This window comes from Streptomyces sp. NPDC056738 (assembly GCF_042790435.1).
Taxonomy (GTDB): domain Bacteria; phylum Actinomycetota; class Actinomycetes; order Streptomycetales; family Streptomycetaceae; genus Streptomyces.
Genome location: NZ_JBHTZF010000003.1, coordinates 310,879 through 326,593, shown reverse-complemented (window position 1 = coordinate 326,593; position 15,715 = coordinate 310,879). Strand labels below are relative to the sequence as shown.

The following is a 15,715-nucleotide window of genomic DNA, read 5'->3' as shown; positions in this document are numbered from 1 at the left end:
TCGGCCTCGGTCATGAGTTGTGCCTAGCCCCTGCGCCGGCGGGCCTGCCATACGGCCGCCGCGCCCAGCACGGCCACCGCGGCCGCTCCCGCCAGCAGGCCCACCGAGGGGCCCTGGTGGGCCGGCGCGGAGGCGCCCGGGCGGGCGGACGCGGTCGGGCCGCCGGCCGCCACGGGTTCGCCGCAGCCCGTACGCGGATAGCCGGTGATGGCGCAGAGGAGGGCGTTGGTGTCGTAGCGCAGGGGGGCGGCGACCTCGGCCAGGGCTTCGGCCGTGCTCGCGTCGGGCGCGACCTGGGCGCAGGCGGTGCGCGCGGCCGGCGGACGTTCGCCGGACGGGGCGTCGGCGGCCGTGCCCGGGTCGATGACCAGGGCGACCCGCTTCGTGCCGGGCCGGGCGGGCGTCTTGGCGCATATCGCGGTGAACTCCCGCTCCCCGCGCGGCTGTACGGCGTGCCGGGAGTCCTCGCTCACGGCGAAGCGGAAGCCCTGGACGTCTCCGTCGGACGGTCGCGCGGTCGACGGACCCTGGGTGGCGTAGGTCCACTTTCCGCCGGTCAGGTCCCAGAAGGACCAGTAGCGGTAGCCGACCGCGCCCGCCTGCCCCGCGCCGCCGAGGACGAGGAGCAGGAGGGCGGGCACGAGCGCCAGGGCGAGCGCGGCCGTCCGACGGCGGGTCACGGCTGCTTCTTCTTGTTGCGGCCGCTGATCAGGAAGCCGATGCCGATGCCCGCGACCAGGCCGACGCCGACGATCCACCAGACGCCGAGCCCGTTGCCGTCGTCCTTCTTCTCGTCGTTCTTCTTCTCGCTCGGGCTCGCCGAGGCGCCGGCCGCGACCGGGCCCGGGCCCGTGGCGGCGAGCTGTGCGACGAGGTCCTTGCCGCCGAAGGCGCGCGGGTCGGTGCCGGTGGCGTGTGCCGCGAAGATGAGCTGCGCGTACGCGGCGGGGCCGGACTTGGCCGCCCAGTCGGCGGAGTTCTTCTCCAGCCAGGCGAGCGGCTTCTGCGCGTCCTTCGTCGCGCCGATGGCCGCGAGGGCCACGACCGCGTCCGCCGTGTTGCCGTAGTCGGGCTGGTCCTCGGCGCCGGGGAGCGCGGACTTCAGGTACGAGGACTTCGCCAGCGCCTTGCCGAGATAGTTGGCGCCGTTCCCCGCGGCGTCCGCGAGGTTGGGCTTGTCGCCGACGTGGCAGCCCGTGAGGTCGAACGCGTTGCCGGTCTCCGCCACGAAACCCTGGCCCATGCCGGCGGTCACGCCCGCGGCGGTCGCGTCCGCGTTCGCCGCCAGCTTGCCCTTCTTGTCGGGCTGGTAGGCGAAGGCGCCCTCACCATCGGAGTCGCAGGCCGTCGACAGCTTCACCAGGGCGTCGTAGGGGGACTTGCCGTCCTTGGTGACGCTCGCGGGCTTCGTGCCGACCGCCTTCAGCGCGCCGATCACGACGGACGTCGAGTTGGTGTCGCTGGGGCCGCCGGCCATGTAGCCCCAGCCGCCGTCCTTGTTCTGCACGGACTTCAGCCAGGTCACGGCCTTGCCGGTGGCGTCGTCGTGCCCGCCGAGCCCGCCGAGCGCCTGGACGGCCGCCGCCGTGCTGTTGGTGTCGACCTGGGTCTTCGCGTCGCACGCGGCGCTCGCGTCGGCGCGGTAGGCGGCGAAGGCGCCGTTCGCGCACTGCTGGTCGGTCAGCCAGCCCACGGCCGAGGAGGCCGGGCTCTGGCCGGCGGTGTGCTGGGCGAGCAGTGCGAGCGACTGCCGCCAGACGCCGTCGTAGGTCGGGTCGGCGGAGCCGAACAGGCCCGAGGGGAGGGCCGCCGAGGGCGACGGGGACGGGGACGAGTCGGCGGCGGAGGCGGCCGGGGCGATCACCGCCCCGATGACGGCGGTGGTGGCCAGTACCGCTGCGGTGCGGCGAACAGACATGACTCTCCCTGCGGGGAGACGGGCAGCACCGGGCACACTGAGGCTTCCGGGCGGCTCCGGCTCCGTATCCCTCGACGATGCCGGCCGTCGGCGGGCTGCCGAGGGCACGAGCCGGTCACGTCCCGGGCGAGGCGATCCGGCTCACCACCGAAGGTGGCTCACGGTTGCGGGTCAGCGCCGGATTTGCACCGGCTTCTCCTCGTACGGGTGTGATGACGACGCGCACACTCTACCGGCCGGTCCGAGGCCGTCGGTTGTCGCGTTCGGCACTGGCCCGGGGTGACCTGGGCGACATCCGCTAGGTTCGGGCCCATGCGAACGGGGAGACTGCTCGGCTCGGGGCGTTCGGCGGACGTCTACGAGATCGACGAGGCGTGGGTGCTGCGGCGGGACCGCGCGGGCTGGGGCGACGCGACGGCCGAGGCGGCGGTGATGCAGCACGTGCGCTCGCACGGCTATCCGGTGCCGGGTGTGCGGGCCGCGACCCGCGGGGACCTGGTGATGGAGCGGCTGTCGGGGCCGACCATGCTGGAGGCCTTCGGGCAGGGGCTGCTCTCCGCCCAGGAGGCGGGGCTGACCCTGGCCAGGCTGCTGCGGAAGCTGCACGCCGTGCCCGCCCGGCTCTCCGACGACCCCGGCGTCCGCGTTCTCCATCTGGACCTGCATCCCGACAACGTGATGCTGACCCCGGACGGGCCGAAGGTCATCGACTGGTCCAACGCCGAGGAGGGGCCGCCCGGTCTCGACTGGGCGATGTCCGCCGTGATCCTCGCCCAGGTCGCCGTCGGCGGCGAGGCGATCGGGGACGTGGCCGGGGAGACGCTGGAGGCGCTGCTCGACGGGAACGAGGACCAGGTGACCGAGGCGGGACTCGTGGAGGCGGGCCGGCGCCGTGCGGCCAACCCGACGATGAGCCCGCGGGAGGTCGAACTCCTCGGCGAGGCGGACGAGTTGATACGGGAGTTGTTGGGCTGAGGAGGGCGCGGGCCGGCGAAGTCGGTGGGGCGCGCCGATGGGCGGCCCCGGGTGCGGGTGGGTGCGGGCTCGGTGGGGCCGGGGTCCGGCAGTGCCGGGGATTCGGTGGGTGCCCGGGCGGTCTCACACCGCCGCGTACGTCACCGGGTCGCTGCCCGCCACCGCCTCCGCCCGTCCCAGTTTCACCAGGCGGCGGATGTGGGCCTCGGCCTCGGAGACCGCGATGTTCCGTGATCCGTAGGGGATCTCGGCCCAGGGGCGGTTCCACTCCATGCGCTCGGCGAGCTGCCAGGGTGTGAGCGGTACGGAGAGCAGGGCGAGGAGGCCGGTGAGCCGCTCCTCGTGGTGCGCGAGCAGTTCGGTGACCCGCGCGGGGGCGTCGGTGAACACGTGCTGGTGGGCCGGGAGCACCTCGGCGGGGCCGAGGCGGCCGACGCGCTCCAGGGAGTCGAGGTAGTCGCCGAGGGGGTCGGCGATCTCCGCCAGGCCCTCGACGCCGCCCGCGTAGGGCGGGCGCCCGTGGGTGTCCGGGTCCTCGTAGAGGCCGATGTGCGGGGTGATCCTCGGCAGCAGGTGGTCGCCGGAGAACAGGCGTCCGTTGCCGGGCAGTCGGTCCGGGTGGGCCTCCTCCAGGTGGAGGCACACGTGTCCGGGGGTGTGGCCGGGGGTCCAGACGGCCCGCAGCCGGCGGCCGGGCAGGGGCAGGAGTTCGCCGGGGACGATCTCGCGGTCGGGCAGCGCGGGGGAGAAGCCGGGCAGCGTGCTGGGGCGGCGCAGGGAGCGGGGTGCCTCGCGGAGCGGGGCGACGTGCTCGTCCGGGGCGCCGCAGGCCGTCAGTTTCGCGGCCATGTAGGCGAACCAGCCCTCGGGCCTGGTCTCGCGGGTGCGCCGGACGATCGCCGCGTCGGCGGCGTGCATCGCGATCCAGGCGCCGGACGCCTCCCGGACCCGGCCCGACAGCCCGTGGTGGTCGGGGTGGTGGTGGGTGATGACCACGCCGTGGATCTCCGTGACGGAGGTCCCGCAGCCGGTGATCCCCTCGGTGAGGGTGTCCCAGGAGTCCGGGTCGTCCCAGCCGGTGTCGACGAGCACGGGACCCGCGTCCGTGTCGACGAGATACACCAGCGTGTGGCCGAGCGGATTGTCCGGGATGGGGACCCTGATCGACCGTACGCCCCCGCCGTGATCGGTCACCTGCGTCATGCGCTCCCACCCATCGCCGACTCCCGCCACTATAACTAGAACGGGTTCCAATGGGAGCCCAAGTCGACTGTCGTGTCCGCATGTTCCGCGGTCCGTCGCCGTGTCCGCGGCGTGGACTCATCCGGCTGGAACTGGTATCAGTTCTCGTATCTGATGAAGCGTCAGAAGTAGTGGCAGAGAGCGTCCTTGGGAGGCAGTCGGCCATGACCGAGCTCGTGGAACACGGACAACTGTTCATCGGCGGGGAGTTGACCGACCCGCTCGGCAAGGACGTCATCGAGGTGATCTCGCCGCACACCGAGGAGGTCATCGGCCGGGTGCCGCACGCCTCGACGGCCGATGTCGACCGTGCCGTCGCCGCCGCGCGCCGGGCGTTCGACGAGGGCCCCTGGCCGCGGACGAGCCTCGACGAGCGGATCGCCGTCGTGACCCGGATCAAGGACGCCATCGCCGTACGGCACGAGGAGATCGCCCGCGTCATCTCCTCGGAGAACGGCTCCCCCTACTCCTGGAGCGTCCTCGCGCAGGCCCTCGGCGCGATGATGGTGTGGGACGCGGCGATCACGGTCGCGCGCGACTACCCGTACGAGGAGAAGCGCGACGGAGTCCTCGGCAAGCTCCTCGTCCGCCGCGAGCCGGTGGGCGTGGTGGCGGCCGTGGTGCCGTGGAACGTCCCGCAGTTCGTCGCGGCGGCCAAGCTCGCGCCCGCGCTGCTGACCGGCTGCACCGTCGTACTGAAGCCGTCGCCCGAATCGCCGCTCGACGCCTATCTGCTCGGCGAGATCGCGAAGGAGGCCGGGCTGCCCGAAGGGGTGCTGTCGATCCTCCCGGCCGACCGCGAGGTCAGCGAGTACCTGGTCGGACACCCCGGCGTCGACAAGGTCTCCTTCACCGGGTCGGTCGCCGCCGGCAAACGCGTGATGGAGGTCGCCTCCCGTCATCTCACCCGCGTGACGCTGGAGTTGGGCGGCAAGTCGGCGGCCGTGGTGCTGCCCGACGCGGACCTCGCCACCGCGGTCCCCGGGATCGTCTCGGCGGCCTGGATGAACAACGGCCAGGCCTGCGTGGCCCAGACCCGCATCCTCGTGCCCCGCTCGCGCTACGACGAGTTCGCGGACGCCTTCGCCACGGCGGCGAACGCGCTGGTCGTCGGAGATCCGCTCGACCCGGCCACCCAGGTCGGCCCGCTGGTCGCCGAGCGGCAGCAGCGGCGCAACCTCGACTACATCCGCATCGGCCAGGAGGAGGGCGCCAAGATCCTGGCCGGCGGCGGGCGTCCGCAGGGGCTGGACCGCGGCTGGTACGTCGAACCCACCCTGTTCGGGGACGTCGACAACACGATGCGCATCGCCCGGGAGGAGATCTTCGGCCCGGTCATCTGTCTGCTCCCCTACGGCGACGAGGCCGAGGCCGTGAAGATCGCCAACGACTCCGACTACGGGCTGAGCGGCAGCGTCTGGACCGCGGACGTCGCCCACGGCATCGACATCGCCCGCCAGGTCCGTACCGGCACCTACTCGGTGAACACCTTCAGCCTCGACATGCTGGGCCCCTTCGGCGGCTACAAGAACTCCGGTCTGGGGCGGGAGTTCGGGCCCGAGGGGTACGGGGAGTTCCTGGAGCACAAGATGATCCACCTGCCGGCCGGCTGGGAGGCCTGAGGATGGGCGACCGCTGGCAGGTCGAGGTCGACCGGTCCGTCTGCATCGGCTCGGCCCAGTGCGTCCACCTCGCCCCGGACGCCTTCCGCCTCGACACCGGCATGCAGTCCCACCCCGTCGAGGCGGAGACCGACGCCAACGAGAAGATCCTCGAAGCGGCGGAGGGCTGCCCGGTGGAGGCCGTCATGATCTCGCTGCTGGCCGGCGGCGAACCGGTGTTCCCGCCGGAGGAATAGGCCGCCGGGCACGGGGACGCTCCACCGTCCCCGATATCCTCCGGCTTTCGACGGATCGACCGGGGCGGGAACAGTGCAGAAGTCCGAGGCCAGGAAACTGATCGGGGAAGCGGAGGCGGCGTGGGACGCCGAGGAGTGGCAGCGCTCCGCCGACCTCTACGAGCGGGTTCTGGCGCATTTCCCCGACGAGGAGCGGAGCGCGGTGTGGTGGTACGACGCCGCGCTCGCCCACAAGTTCCTGCGGAACTGGGACAAGGCGCTCGACCTCGGACGGGCGGCGGCGGCCCGCTCCCCGCGCGGCGAGGGCGATCCCGCGTACTGGAACCTCGGCATCGCCGCCACGATCCTGCGGGACTGGGCGACGGCCCGCGACGCCTGGGCCGGCTTCGGCATCGAGATCCCCGAGGGTGAGGGCGAGATCGCGGGACGCTTCGGCGCCGCCTGCGTACGGCTGGACACCGACGGGCAGCGGGAGGTCGTGTGGATCGAGCGGTTGTGCCCGACCCGGGGACGCGTCGTGAACGTGCCCGTCACGGGCGGGCGCCGGTACGGCGAGATCGTCGTGCACGACGGCGAGCCCAAGGGCGAACGGGTCTACGAGGGCACGGCTTACCCGGTGTTCGACGAGCTCACGCTCTTCGAACCCTCACCGCTGCCGACCCTGGAGGTGACGGTCGCGGCCGGCGAGAGCGACGACCTGGACGCCCTGCTCACCCTGTTCACCGAGCACGGCTTCGGCGCCGAACCCGCCAGTTCCGTACGTGTCCTGTGCGCCTGCTGCAGCGAGGGCACCCATCAGCAGGAACGCGATGTCCGGGCGGGCGCCCAGGCGGTGTCGCTCGCGGCCCCGGAGCCGGAGGCGCGGCGGCTGCTGGAGCGCTGGGCCGGGGAGACGGCGATCGGGCGGAGCTGGAGCGGCCTGGAACGGGTGGGCCAGGGGCGGGTGGGCTAGGAGAGGGTGGGCTTGGAGCGGCGCACCCGGTCGTAGGGGTGCTTCCGCAGGTACCGGCCTTGACGCTCGGGCCGGCGCTCCTGCGAGTACCGGCCTTCCCGTTCGGGCGGGCGGCGCTGCCCCCCGCACCGGAGCCGCCGGAGCTACCGGTCGTCCGGGCCCGTCAGGTCGATCAGGCGGCAGACCGTCTCGATGTCTATCTTGACCTGGGCGATCGAGGCGCGGCCGGAGAGCCAGGTGATCAGGGCGGAGTGCCAGGTGTGCTCGATCACCCGGACGGCGGAGAGCTGGTCGGGCGTCGGGTCGTCGAGGCCCATCGCGTCCAGGATGATCACCGTGGTCTGCCGCGAGACCTGGTCGACCTCGGGGCTGACACTGCGGTCCGCGAAGGTGAGCGCGCGGACCATCGCGTCGGCCAGGTGCGGCTCCCGCTGGAGGGCGCGGAACGCCCGCATCAGGGTCTCCGCCACCCGCTCGGCGGCCGTGTCCCCGGCCGGCGGCTTCTTGCGCAGCGTGCCGTGCATGTGCTCGAGCTGGTCCTGCATCGTGGCGACCAGCAGATGCACCTTCGAGGGGAAATAGCGGTACAGGGTGCCGAGGGCGACCTGCGACGACTCCGCGACCTCGCGCATCTGTACGGCGTCGAAGCCGCCCCGGCTGGCGAGCTGCGCGCTCGCGTGCAGGATCCGGCGGCGGCGCGCCTCCTGGCGCTCGGTGAGCGGCGGGGAGGCGGGATGCGCGATGGAGTGCGGCCGGTGGTGCGCGGCGCCGGAGGACGCGGCGGGCGTGCTGGCCCCCGGCGCCGGTCGCGCGTAGTTCGAGTCCGCCTTGGCTTCCGCAGGCATGGGTCCGTTCCGTGACATCAGCGAGAGGGAGCGGTGAGCCGGCCCGGCAGGGCGTGACACCACCGGGTGAACCAGGCGATCCAGCCGCCCGGTCGTGGCGTGAATCACCTGATCCACCGCTCACAGCGGCGCTACCTGCCGGTAGATTCAGTGCTCCGTGAACGATCAAGTCTGAAACTTGTTCTAGATTAGCGTCCCGGCGTAATCTCGCGGGAAAGTGCAGGGAGAAGGGGACCGGAAGTGACCGCTGAGGCCATGGAGGCGGACCCCGGGGAGGGCGCGGCAGCCGACGGGGACCGACCCCTGCGCATCGCGCTCCTCACGTACAAGGGAAACCCGTTCTGCGGCGGCCAGGGTGTCTACGTACGGCATCTCTCGCGCGAACTCGCCCGCCTCGGCCACCGCGTCGAGGTCATCGGCTCCCAGCCCTACCCCGTGCTCGACGAGGGCCTGCCGGGCCTGAGCCTCACCGAGCTGCCCAGCCTGGACCTGTACCGCCAGCCGGACCCCTTCCGCACGCCCGCGCGTGACGAGTACCGCGACTGGATCGACGCCCTCGAGGTCGGCACGATGTGGACCGGCGGCTTCCCCGAGCCGCTGACCTTCTCGCTGCGCGCCCGCCGGCATCTGCGGGCCCGGCGCGGCGAGTTCGACGTCGTCCACGACAACCAGACCCTCGGCTACGGCCTCCTCGGGGACGTCGGCGCTCCGCTGGTGACCACGATCCACCACCCCATCACCGTCGACCGGCAGCTCGAACTGGACGCCGCCGAGGGCTGGCAGCGCCGCGCCTCCGTGCGCCGCTGGTACGCCTTCACCCGGATGCAGAAGCGCGTCGCGCGCCGCCTGCCGTCCGTGCTCACCGTCTCCGGCACCTCCCGCCAGGAGATCGTCGACCACCTCCGGGTCGAGCAGGACCGCATCCACGTCGTCCACATCGGCGCGGACACCGACCTGTTCTCCCCGGACCCGTCCGTGCCCCAGGTACCGGGCCGCATCGTCACCACCTCCAGCGCCGACGTGCCCCTCAAGGGCCTGGTGTTCCTCGTCGAGGCGCTCGCGAAGCTGCGGACCGAGCACCCGGGCGCGCACCTCGTCGTCGTCGGCAAGCGCGCCGAGGACGGGCCGGTGGCCCAGGCCATCGAGCGGTACGGCCTCGACGGCGCCGTCGAGTTCGTCAAGGGCATCTCCGACGCCGAGCTCGTCGACCTCGTCCGCTCGGCCGAAGTCGCCTGCGTGCCCTCCCTGTACGAGGGCTTCTCGCTTCCCGCCGCCGAGGCGATGGCCACCGGCACGCCCCTGGTGGCCACCACCGGCGGAGCGATCCCGGAGGTCGCGGGCCCCGACGGCGAGACCTGTCTCGCGGTCCCGCCGGGCGACCCGGGAGCCCTCGCGGCGGCTCTCGGCCGACTTCTCGGCGACCCCGCGCTGCGGGCACGGCTCGGTGCCGCCGGGCGCGAGCGCGTCCTGGCGCGCTTCACCTGGGCCAAGGCGGCCGAGGGCACGGTGGCCCACTACCGTGCGGCGATGGCCCTCCCCGCGTCCCGGCTCCGCTCGCGCGCGGCCGTCACCGCGGGCACCGACGCGCGCGGCGGCTCCCCGGCGACCCCGGGACCCGACCGCGCCGAGGCCGCGGAAGCCACCCCCGCCGCCGAAGAACTAGTTGTAGCCAACCGCGAAAGCAGGGCCACGTGCTGACCGTCGACTTCTCCCGGTTCCCGCTCGCCCCCGGCGACCGCGTCCTGGACCTCGGATGCGGTGCCGGCCGGCACGCGTTCGAGTGCTACCGGCGCGGCGCGCAGGTCGTGGCGCTGGACCAGAACGGCGAGGAGATCCGCGAGGTCGCGAAGTGGTTCGCGGCGATGAAGGAGGCCGGGGAGGCGCCCGCCGGGGCCACCGCGACGGCCATGGAGGGCGACGCGCTCGCGCTGCCCTTCCCCGACGAGTCCTTCGACGTCGTGATCATCTCCGAGGTCATGGAGCACATCCCCGACGACAAGGGCGTCCTCGCCGAGATGGTCCGTGTGCTCAAGCCGGGCGGACGCATCGCCATCACCGTGCCCCGCTACGGCCCGGAGAAGGTCTGCTGGGCGCTGTCCGACGCCTACCACGAGGTCGAGGGCGGCCACATCCGCATCTACAAGGCGGACGAACTGCTCGCGAAGATCCGCGAGGCGGGCCTGCGGCCCTACGGCTCGCACCACGCGCACGCGCTGCACTCGCCGTACTGGTGGCTGAAGTGCGCGTTCGGCGTCGACAACGACAAGGCGCTGCCCGTGCGGGCGTACCACAAGCTGCTGGTCTGGGACATCATGAAGAAGCCGCTGGCCACCCGGGTCGTCGAGCAGGCGCTGAACCCGGTGATCGGCAAGAGCTTCGTGGCGTACGCCACCAAGCCGCACCTGCCGAAGCTCGCGGACACGACCGACTCCGCGAAGGCCGCTTCCGAGGCGGACGCCACGTGACCACTCCCCGGCGGACAGAACACCTCGTCCTGCCCGGGGTCCTCACCGCCGAGGAGGCCGCCGCCACCGTGCGCGGGATCCTCGCGGTGCAGCGCCCCGACGGAGCCATCCCGTGGTTCCGCGGCCACCACCTCGACCCGTGGGACCACACCGAGGCCGCCATGGCCCTCGACGCGGCCGGCGAGCACGAGGCCGCCGAGCGCGCCTACGAGTGGCTGGCACGGCACCAGAACGAGGACGGGTCCTGGTACGCGGCCTACGCCGACGGGGACTTCGAGGACGTCACCGACCGCGGCCGCGAGACCAACTTCTGCGCGTACATCGCGGTGGGCGTCTGGCACCACTACCTGGCGACCGGCGACGACGTCTTCCTGGACCGCATGTGGCCCGCCGTCTACGCGGCCGTGGAGTTCGTGCTGCGGCTCCAGCAGCCCGGCGGACAGATCGGCTGGAAGCGCGAGGACGACGGAACGCCGGTCGACGACGCGCTGCTCACCGGGAGTTCGTCGGTCCACCACGCGCTGCGCTGCGCCCTCGCGATCGCCGAGCAGCGTGAGGAGCCGCAGCCCGACTGGGAGCTGGCCGTCGGCGCGCTGCGGCACGCCATCCGGCTGCACCCGGAGCGGTTCCTCGACAAGGACCGCTACTCCATGGACTGGTACTACCCGGTGCTCGGGGGCGCGTTGACGGGCGCCGAGGCCAAGTCCCGTATAGAGGAGGGCTGGGACCGCTTCGTGGTGCCCGGGCTCGGGGTGCGCTGCGTGGTCCCCAACCCGTGGGTGACCGGCGGTGAGTCGGCCGAACTCGCGCTGGCGCTCTGGGCGGTGGGTGAGTCGGACCGTGCGCTGGAGATCCTCCAGTCCATCCAGCACCTGCGCGATCCGCGGTCCGGTCTGTACTGGACGGGCTACGTCTTCGAGGACCGGGCCGTCTGGCCCGAGGAGCTCACCACCTGGACGGCGGGCTCCCTGCTCCTGGCGGTCGCAGCACTGGGCGGCGACGAGCCGACCTGCGCGGTCTTCGGCGGCGAGCGTCTGCCGTCCGGCCTGGACCCCGACTGCTGCACGCCGACGCGCTGAAGGTCCGGACGGTCCCGGCTTCCCGGACCGTCCGGACGCTCCGGACACGGTGAACTCGTCGAACTCGTCGAACTCGTAGAAGTCTTGGGGGGACTCGTCGGGTGCTGCCCGGCTTTTTCGGTGCCGGTCAGTGGCGGTGGATGCGGTTCGCCACCGCGTGGCCGATGAACAGGTAGACGACGGCGGCGAGGCCGTAGCCCGCGACGACACGCGCCCACTCCTTGTCGAAGGTGAACAGGTCGCGCGACCAGCCGGCCAGCCAGGCCGCGGTGCTGTGGATGAACTGCACGAGATCGTTGCCACGATTGGCGTCGAGCAGATACATCAGGATCCAGAGACCGAGAATGACGGCCATGACGTCGGCGACGATCGCGATGATCGTCCCCGCCTGATTGCCGTTGCGATATCTAGGGGACATGTCGAGCGGATTGCCCGTCGGCCCCGGATGAAACCCGAACGGCCCCCACCGGCTGGCACGGCCGCCGGAGCCGGGTGACGCTGCCGGGGAGAGCCGTGTCCGCCCCCGTGGGAGGCGAGCACCGGCGGACAGGGAGAACCGTCCCCTCATCCGGAGGATCCCGTGCCCGTACCGATACGGCGCCTGCTCGTGGCGCTGACCCTCTCCTGCGTCCTGATCGGCGGCGCCACGGCCTGTGGTGACGGATCCGGCCAGGACAGCGCCACCGCGACGCAGTTGGCCGCCACGCCGACGCCCACCACGTCGGCCGAGAAGCAGAAGTTCGCCAAGACCCGCTTCGTGGCGAACGCCGGGCTCGCGGCCGGCGCCACCTACCAGTGGATCGTCAAACCCTGGAAGGCGGGCACCTTCAAGAAGGGTGCGAAGGGCCGCAAGCTCGCGCTGGTCAAGGCCGGGCTGGCCGGTGTCTTCGCCTACAACCGGCTCAAGGCCGCCTCGAAGAACGCCGAGGGCGACCCCGCGCTGTCGAAGGCCGTCGCCCCGCTCGCCGCGGGCATCGCCGCGCTCAAGGACCTTCCCGCGAAACTGCGCAACGGCGACTCCACGGACTCCGTCGTGAACTCCTTCGACGACGTCATCAACCAGGTGAAGGCGGCCGGGAAGAGCGCGGGCGCCGAGGTCAAGGACAAGGTGCCCTCGGCGTCCCAGCTCAGCGGCGGCTGACGCGGCGAGGACGGGTGCGGGCCGGAGCGGACGGGTACGGAGCCGGAACGGACCGGTACGGGCCGGGGCGGCGGCAACGACCGGGGAGCGGCGGGAACGGCCGTACCCGCCCTAGGAGTTCAGCTCGGCCAGCACGCGCAGGGTGTGGGGGTCCGGGGACAGGACCAGCAGGTCGGTCACCGGGCCCTTGCGCCACGATTCCAGGCGCTCGGCGATGCGTTCACGCGGTCCGACGAGGGAGATCTCGTCGGCGAAGGCGTCGGGGACGGCCAGCACGGCCTCCTCCCGGCGGCCTTCCTGGAACAGCCGCTGGATTCTGCGGGCCTCCTCCCCGAAGCCCATCCGGGCCATCAGGTCGGCGTGGAAGTTGCGGGCCGCGTGCCCCATCCCGCCGATGTAGAAGCCGAGCATCGCCTTGACCGGCAGCAGCCCTTCGGCGACGTCGTCGCAGACGTGTGCTCGGGCCATCGGTGCGACGAGGAAGCCCTCGGGCAGGTCGGTGAGCGAGGCCTCGTACGCCTGAGGGCGGGTCGGTGACCAGTACAGCGGCAGCCAGCCGTCGGCGATCCGGGTCGTCTGCGCGATGTTCTTCGGCCCCTCGGCGCCGAGCAGGAGCGGCAGTCCGGCCCGCAGCGGGTGCGTGATCGGCTTCAGCGCCTTGCCGAGCCCCGTGCCGTCGGCGCCCCGGTACGGGTGGGAGTGGAAGCGGCCGTCCAGCTCCACCGGTCCCTCGCGCCGCAGGACCTGGCGTACGACGTCGACGTACTCCCGGGTCGCGGTCAGCGGCGACTTGGGGAACGGCCGCCCGTACCAGCCCTCGACGACCTGGGGTCCCGACAGGCCGAGGCCGAGCATCATGCGGCCGCCGGAGAGATGGTCGAGCGTGAGCGCGTGCATCGCGGTGGTGGTGGGGGAGCGGGCGGCCATCTGCGCGACGGCCGTGCCCAGCCGGATGCGCGTGGTCCGCGCCGCGATCCAGGTGAGCGGGGTGAACGCGTCCGAGCCCCAGGACTCCGCGGTCCACACCGAGTGGTAGCCGAGCCGCTCCGCCTCCTGGGCGAGCGGCACATGGTCCGCCGAGGGACCGCGCCCCCAGTAGCCGAGCGCGAGACCGAGCCGCATGGCGCCTCCAGAAGCAGAGTTCTGACAAGGTTCTGACGATCCGTCAGGTCCGGTGCGTGCTGCGACTGTACGACAACGGCCCCCCGCCGGAAAGGGCGGGGGGCCGTCGCGCGAGCGAGGGGCGGATCAGCCGCGCTGGATCCCCGAGGTGTCCTGAAGCACACCACGACGACCGTCCTGCGTCTGCGCCACGAGGGTCGCGCCACGCTGCTCGACGGCCAGGTACCAGGTGCCCGGAGCCAGTTCGGCGATCGGCGTCGAGGCGCCGTCCTCCGAGAAGAGCGGCCGGGCGACCGGGACGGCGAACCAGAACGGCGAGAAGTCCTGGGCCGGCGACTGCGTCTGCGGAGCCGACGGCTGGCTCGGCTGTCCGCCGAACGGCTGCGTGGGCTGCGAGGGCTGGGCGCCGTAGGGCTGCTGAGCGGGCTGGCCGGGCTGCGAGGCGCCCGGGTAGCCGTAACCACCCTGCGGCTGACCGCCGTAGGGCGCCGGGGCGATCGGGGTCGGGGCACCCATGAGGGCGGCCTGGAGCGCGGGGACGAGCGGGGTCGCGACGGCCGCGCCGGCCAGGACGAGGGCCGCGATGAAGCCGAGGATGAGACCCGCGGCGGCGCTGGCGCCGTCGCCGACGTCCACGAGCGACCAGAACAGGGTCCACGCGACGAGGACCGTGAACGCCACGCCGACCGCGCCCAGGTCGAGCCCGAGGACCTTGCGCGGCTGGGGCAGGCAGCGGTTGACGACGATCAGGGCGGCGCCGATGACCCCGCCCATGTAGACGCCGAGGCCGTAACCGAGGTTGTCCCAGGCGTTCGTGTCCAGGTTGTACCCGGAAACGGAGTAGAGGTGCAGGAACGACGCGATGAACAGCAACACCGCTGCTCCGATCACCACGCCGTCGCCTCGAGTGAGGGAGCGGATATTCACTTCAGGTCCTTCGTCAGTCGTCTCGTCGTCGGTGAGGCATCGCCGTACGCCGTGCCGCCGACATGGTGCAGCCGTCGGCACACGGTGTGAAGCGCGGGGGTGGCCCTTTATCGTACGGACGACACTATCGCCCGGACGATCAGGGTGTCGCCGGGTTGGATCCGTAGATCACTACCCGTGCAGGAAACCAACGATTCCTTCAGAGATCCCCCGTGCCGCTTTCTCCCGCCAGGCGCCACTGGTGAGCAGCGCCGCGTCCTTCGTATCGCGCATGTTGCCGCACTCGATGAACACCTTCGGAACCGTTGACAGATTGAGACCGCCGAGGTCCTTACGGACCACCAGTCCGGTTCCGTCACCGACGTAGTTGGAGGGCGCGCTGCCCGTCTCGCGGACGAACAGACCGGCGATGTGCTCGCCGAGGTCGCGGGAGGCGGCGACGATCGGGCGGGTGTCGGCGGCCCCCGCGTGCACGGACGCCGGAAGGATCACGTGGAAGCCGCGGTTGCCCGCCGCCGATCCGTCGGCGTGCAGGGAGACGACCGCGTCCGCGTGCGCCGCGTTGCCGATGCGGGCGCGCTCGTCGACGCAGGGACCGAAGGAACGGTCGCCGTCCTGGGTCAACTTCACCGTGGCGCCCTGCTTTTCGAGGATGGCCCGCATGCGGTGCGCGACGTCGAGGGTGAACCGGGCTTCCGTGTAACCCGCGTTGGTCGACGTGCCGGTGGTGTCGCACTCCTTCCAGTTCGTTCCGATGTTCACCTTGCGGTTGATCTCGGAGGCGTGCCGGAAGTTGGCGGCATTGTGCCCCGGGTCGATGACGATGACCTTGCCCTTGAGGGAGCCGGACGCGGCCGGCTTCGAGGACGGGGAGGACGAGGAGGAGCGTGAGGGCGCCGGTGCGGAGGACGAGCCCGGCCGGCCGTCGTCCTTCGTCGAGGCGGACGCCGGTGCGGAAGGGGAGCCGGAGCCGGGCGCGGAGGACGACGCCGGGGAGACGGCCCGGTCGGACCCGCCTCCCGAGCCGTCTCCCACGGCCTGCCACACGAGGTACCCGGCCAGTGCGCCGGGTACGAGCGCGGCGAGCGCGACGGTGAGCGGTCCGCGCCGGGAGCGGCGCGGCTGGGGCGGATCGAAGTCTGGGCCTACGTACGACACGTCAGCCACCCTAGCGGGCGTCCATGGTGTCCA

Annotated in this window: 16 protein-coding genes and 1 riboswitch; of the genes, 8 read left to right on the top strand and 8 right to left on the bottom strand. The window is 72.4% G+C overall.

Features of this window, described 5'->3' with window-relative positions; translation table 11 throughout:
* Window positions 1–23 precede the first annotated feature (23 nt).
* Complete coding sequence (locus ACFRIC_RS08905) at window positions 24–680, bottom strand: SCO2322 family protein (RefSeq protein ID WP_382781644.1); 657 nt, start codon at window positions 678–680, stop codon at window positions 24–26.
* Window positions 677–1,918, bottom strand: a complete 1,242-nt coding sequence (locus ACFRIC_RS08900) for a prenyltransferase/squalene oxidase repeat-containing protein (RefSeq protein WP_382781641.1) — start codon at window positions 1,916–1,918, stop codon at window positions 677–679. Before ACFRIC_RS08900 ends, ACFRIC_RS08905 begins: the two co-directional genes overlap by 4 nt.
* A gap of 133 nt (window positions 1,919–2,051) precedes the next feature.
* A riboswitch (cobalamin riboswitch) is annotated at window positions 2,052–2,116 on the bottom strand.
* Window positions 2,117–2,230: 114 nt separating this feature from the next.
* Between ACFRIC_RS08900 and ACFRIC_RS08895 the strand changes: the two genes are divergently transcribed.
* Window positions 2,231–2,893: a phosphotransferase gene (locus ACFRIC_RS08895; protein ID WP_382781637.1), complete on the top strand. Its 663-nt coding sequence runs from the start codon at window positions 2,231–2,233 to the stop codon at window positions 2,891–2,893.
* Between the two features lie 123 nt (window positions 2,894–3,016).
* Here ACFRIC_RS08895 and ACFRIC_RS08890 read toward each other — a convergent pair whose 3' ends face one another.
* Window positions 3,017–4,096, bottom strand: a complete 1,080-nt coding sequence (locus ACFRIC_RS08890) for an MBL fold metallo-hydrolase (RefSeq protein WP_382781634.1) — start codon at window positions 4,094–4,096, stop codon at window positions 3,017–3,019.
* 203 nt (window positions 4,097–4,299) lie between these two features.
* On the opposite strand from ACFRIC_RS08890, the gene ACFRIC_RS08885 reads away from it, so the two are divergent.
* The 3 genes from ACFRIC_RS08885 to ACFRIC_RS08875 all read left to right on the top strand — a co-directional run bounded on the left by ACFRIC_RS08885 (window position 4,300) and on the right by ACFRIC_RS08875 (window position 6,945).
* Complete coding sequence (locus tag ACFRIC_RS08885) at window positions 4,300–5,757, top strand: aldehyde dehydrogenase (protein WP_382781630.1); 1,458 nt, start codon at window positions 4,300–4,302, stop codon at window positions 5,755–5,757.
* 2 nt (window positions 5,758–5,759) lie between these two features.
* Window positions 5,760–5,993: a ferredoxin gene (locus tag ACFRIC_RS08880; protein WP_382781626.1), complete on the top strand. Its 234-nt coding sequence runs from the start codon at window positions 5,760–5,762 to the stop codon at window positions 5,991–5,993.
* A 73-nt stretch (window positions 5,994–6,066) separates the two neighbouring features.
* On the top strand, window positions 6,067–6,945 hold the full coding sequence (locus tag ACFRIC_RS08875; protein WP_382781624.1) for a tol-pal system YbgF family protein: 879 nt from the start codon (window positions 6,067–6,069) through the stop codon (window positions 6,943–6,945).
* Window positions 6,946–7,088: 143 nt separating this feature from the next.
* Here the strand turns inward: ACFRIC_RS08875 and ACFRIC_RS08870 are convergent, their stop codons facing one another.
* The gene (locus tag ACFRIC_RS08870) at window positions 7,089–7,790 is read right to left on the bottom strand and encodes a TetR family transcriptional regulator (protein WP_382781621.1); all 702 of its coding nucleotides are present in this window, start codon (window positions 7,788–7,790) and stop codon (window positions 7,089–7,091) included.
* Between the two features lie 240 nt (window positions 7,791–8,030).
* Here ACFRIC_RS08870 and ACFRIC_RS08865 point away from each other — a divergent pair, with 240 nt between their 5' ends.
* From ACFRIC_RS08865 to ACFRIC_RS08855, 3 genes are read left to right on the top strand one after another with little or no spacing between them, the layout of a single operon-like run.
* Window positions 8,031–9,488 carry a glycosyltransferase family 4 protein gene (locus ACFRIC_RS08865; protein WP_382781618.1) on the top strand — a complete coding sequence of 486 codons (1,458 nt, stop codon included), beginning with the start codon at window positions 8,031–8,033 and terminating at the stop codon, window positions 9,486–9,488.
* A complete protein-coding gene (locus ACFRIC_RS08860) occupies window positions 9,482–10,255 on the top strand; it encodes a class I SAM-dependent methyltransferase (RefSeq protein ID WP_382781615.1) in 774 nt (257 codons plus the stop codon). The genes ACFRIC_RS08865 and ACFRIC_RS08860 overlap by 7 nt, the downstream gene beginning before the upstream one ends.
* Complete coding sequence (locus ACFRIC_RS08855; RefSeq protein ID WP_382781612.1) at window positions 10,252–11,334, top strand: prenyltransferase/squalene oxidase repeat-containing protein; 1,083 nt, start codon at window positions 10,252–10,254, stop codon at window positions 11,332–11,334. Before ACFRIC_RS08860 ends, ACFRIC_RS08855 begins: the two co-directional genes overlap by 4 nt.
* A 127-nt stretch (window positions 11,335–11,461) precedes the next feature.
* Here the strand turns inward: ACFRIC_RS08855 and ACFRIC_RS08850 are convergent, their stop codons facing one another.
* Window positions 11,462–11,752, bottom strand: coding sequence for a hypothetical protein (locus tag ACFRIC_RS08850; protein WP_382781609.1), 291 nt, complete (start codon window positions 11,750–11,752; stop codon window positions 11,462–11,464).
* A 162-nt stretch (window positions 11,753–11,914) separates the two neighbouring features.
* Between ACFRIC_RS08850 and ACFRIC_RS08845 the strand changes: the two genes are divergently transcribed.
* Entirely contained in the window at window positions 11,915–12,475 is a 561-nt protein-coding gene (locus ACFRIC_RS08845; RefSeq protein ID WP_382781606.1) for a hypothetical protein, read from the top strand.
* A gap of 111 nt (window positions 12,476–12,586) precedes the next feature.
* Here the strand turns inward: ACFRIC_RS08845 and ACFRIC_RS08840 are convergent, their stop codons facing one another.
* The 3 genes from ACFRIC_RS08840 to ACFRIC_RS08830 form a co-directional block, all read right to left on the bottom strand.
* Window positions 12,587–13,597: an LLM class F420-dependent oxidoreductase gene (locus ACFRIC_RS08840; protein ID WP_382781603.1), complete on the bottom strand. Its 1,011-nt coding sequence runs from the start codon at window positions 13,595–13,597 to the stop codon at window positions 12,587–12,589.
* Between the two features lie 126 nt (window positions 13,598–13,723).
* Complete coding sequence (locus ACFRIC_RS08835) at window positions 13,724–14,491, bottom strand: hypothetical protein (protein WP_382781599.1); 768 nt, start codon at window positions 14,489–14,491, stop codon at window positions 13,724–13,726.
* A gap of 204 nt (window positions 14,492–14,695) precedes the next feature.
* Complete coding sequence (locus ACFRIC_RS08830; protein WP_382781596.1) at window positions 14,696–15,682, bottom strand: N-acetylmuramoyl-L-alanine amidase; 987 nt, start codon at window positions 15,680–15,682, stop codon at window positions 14,696–14,698.
* Window positions 15,683–15,715 lie beyond the last annotated feature (33 nt).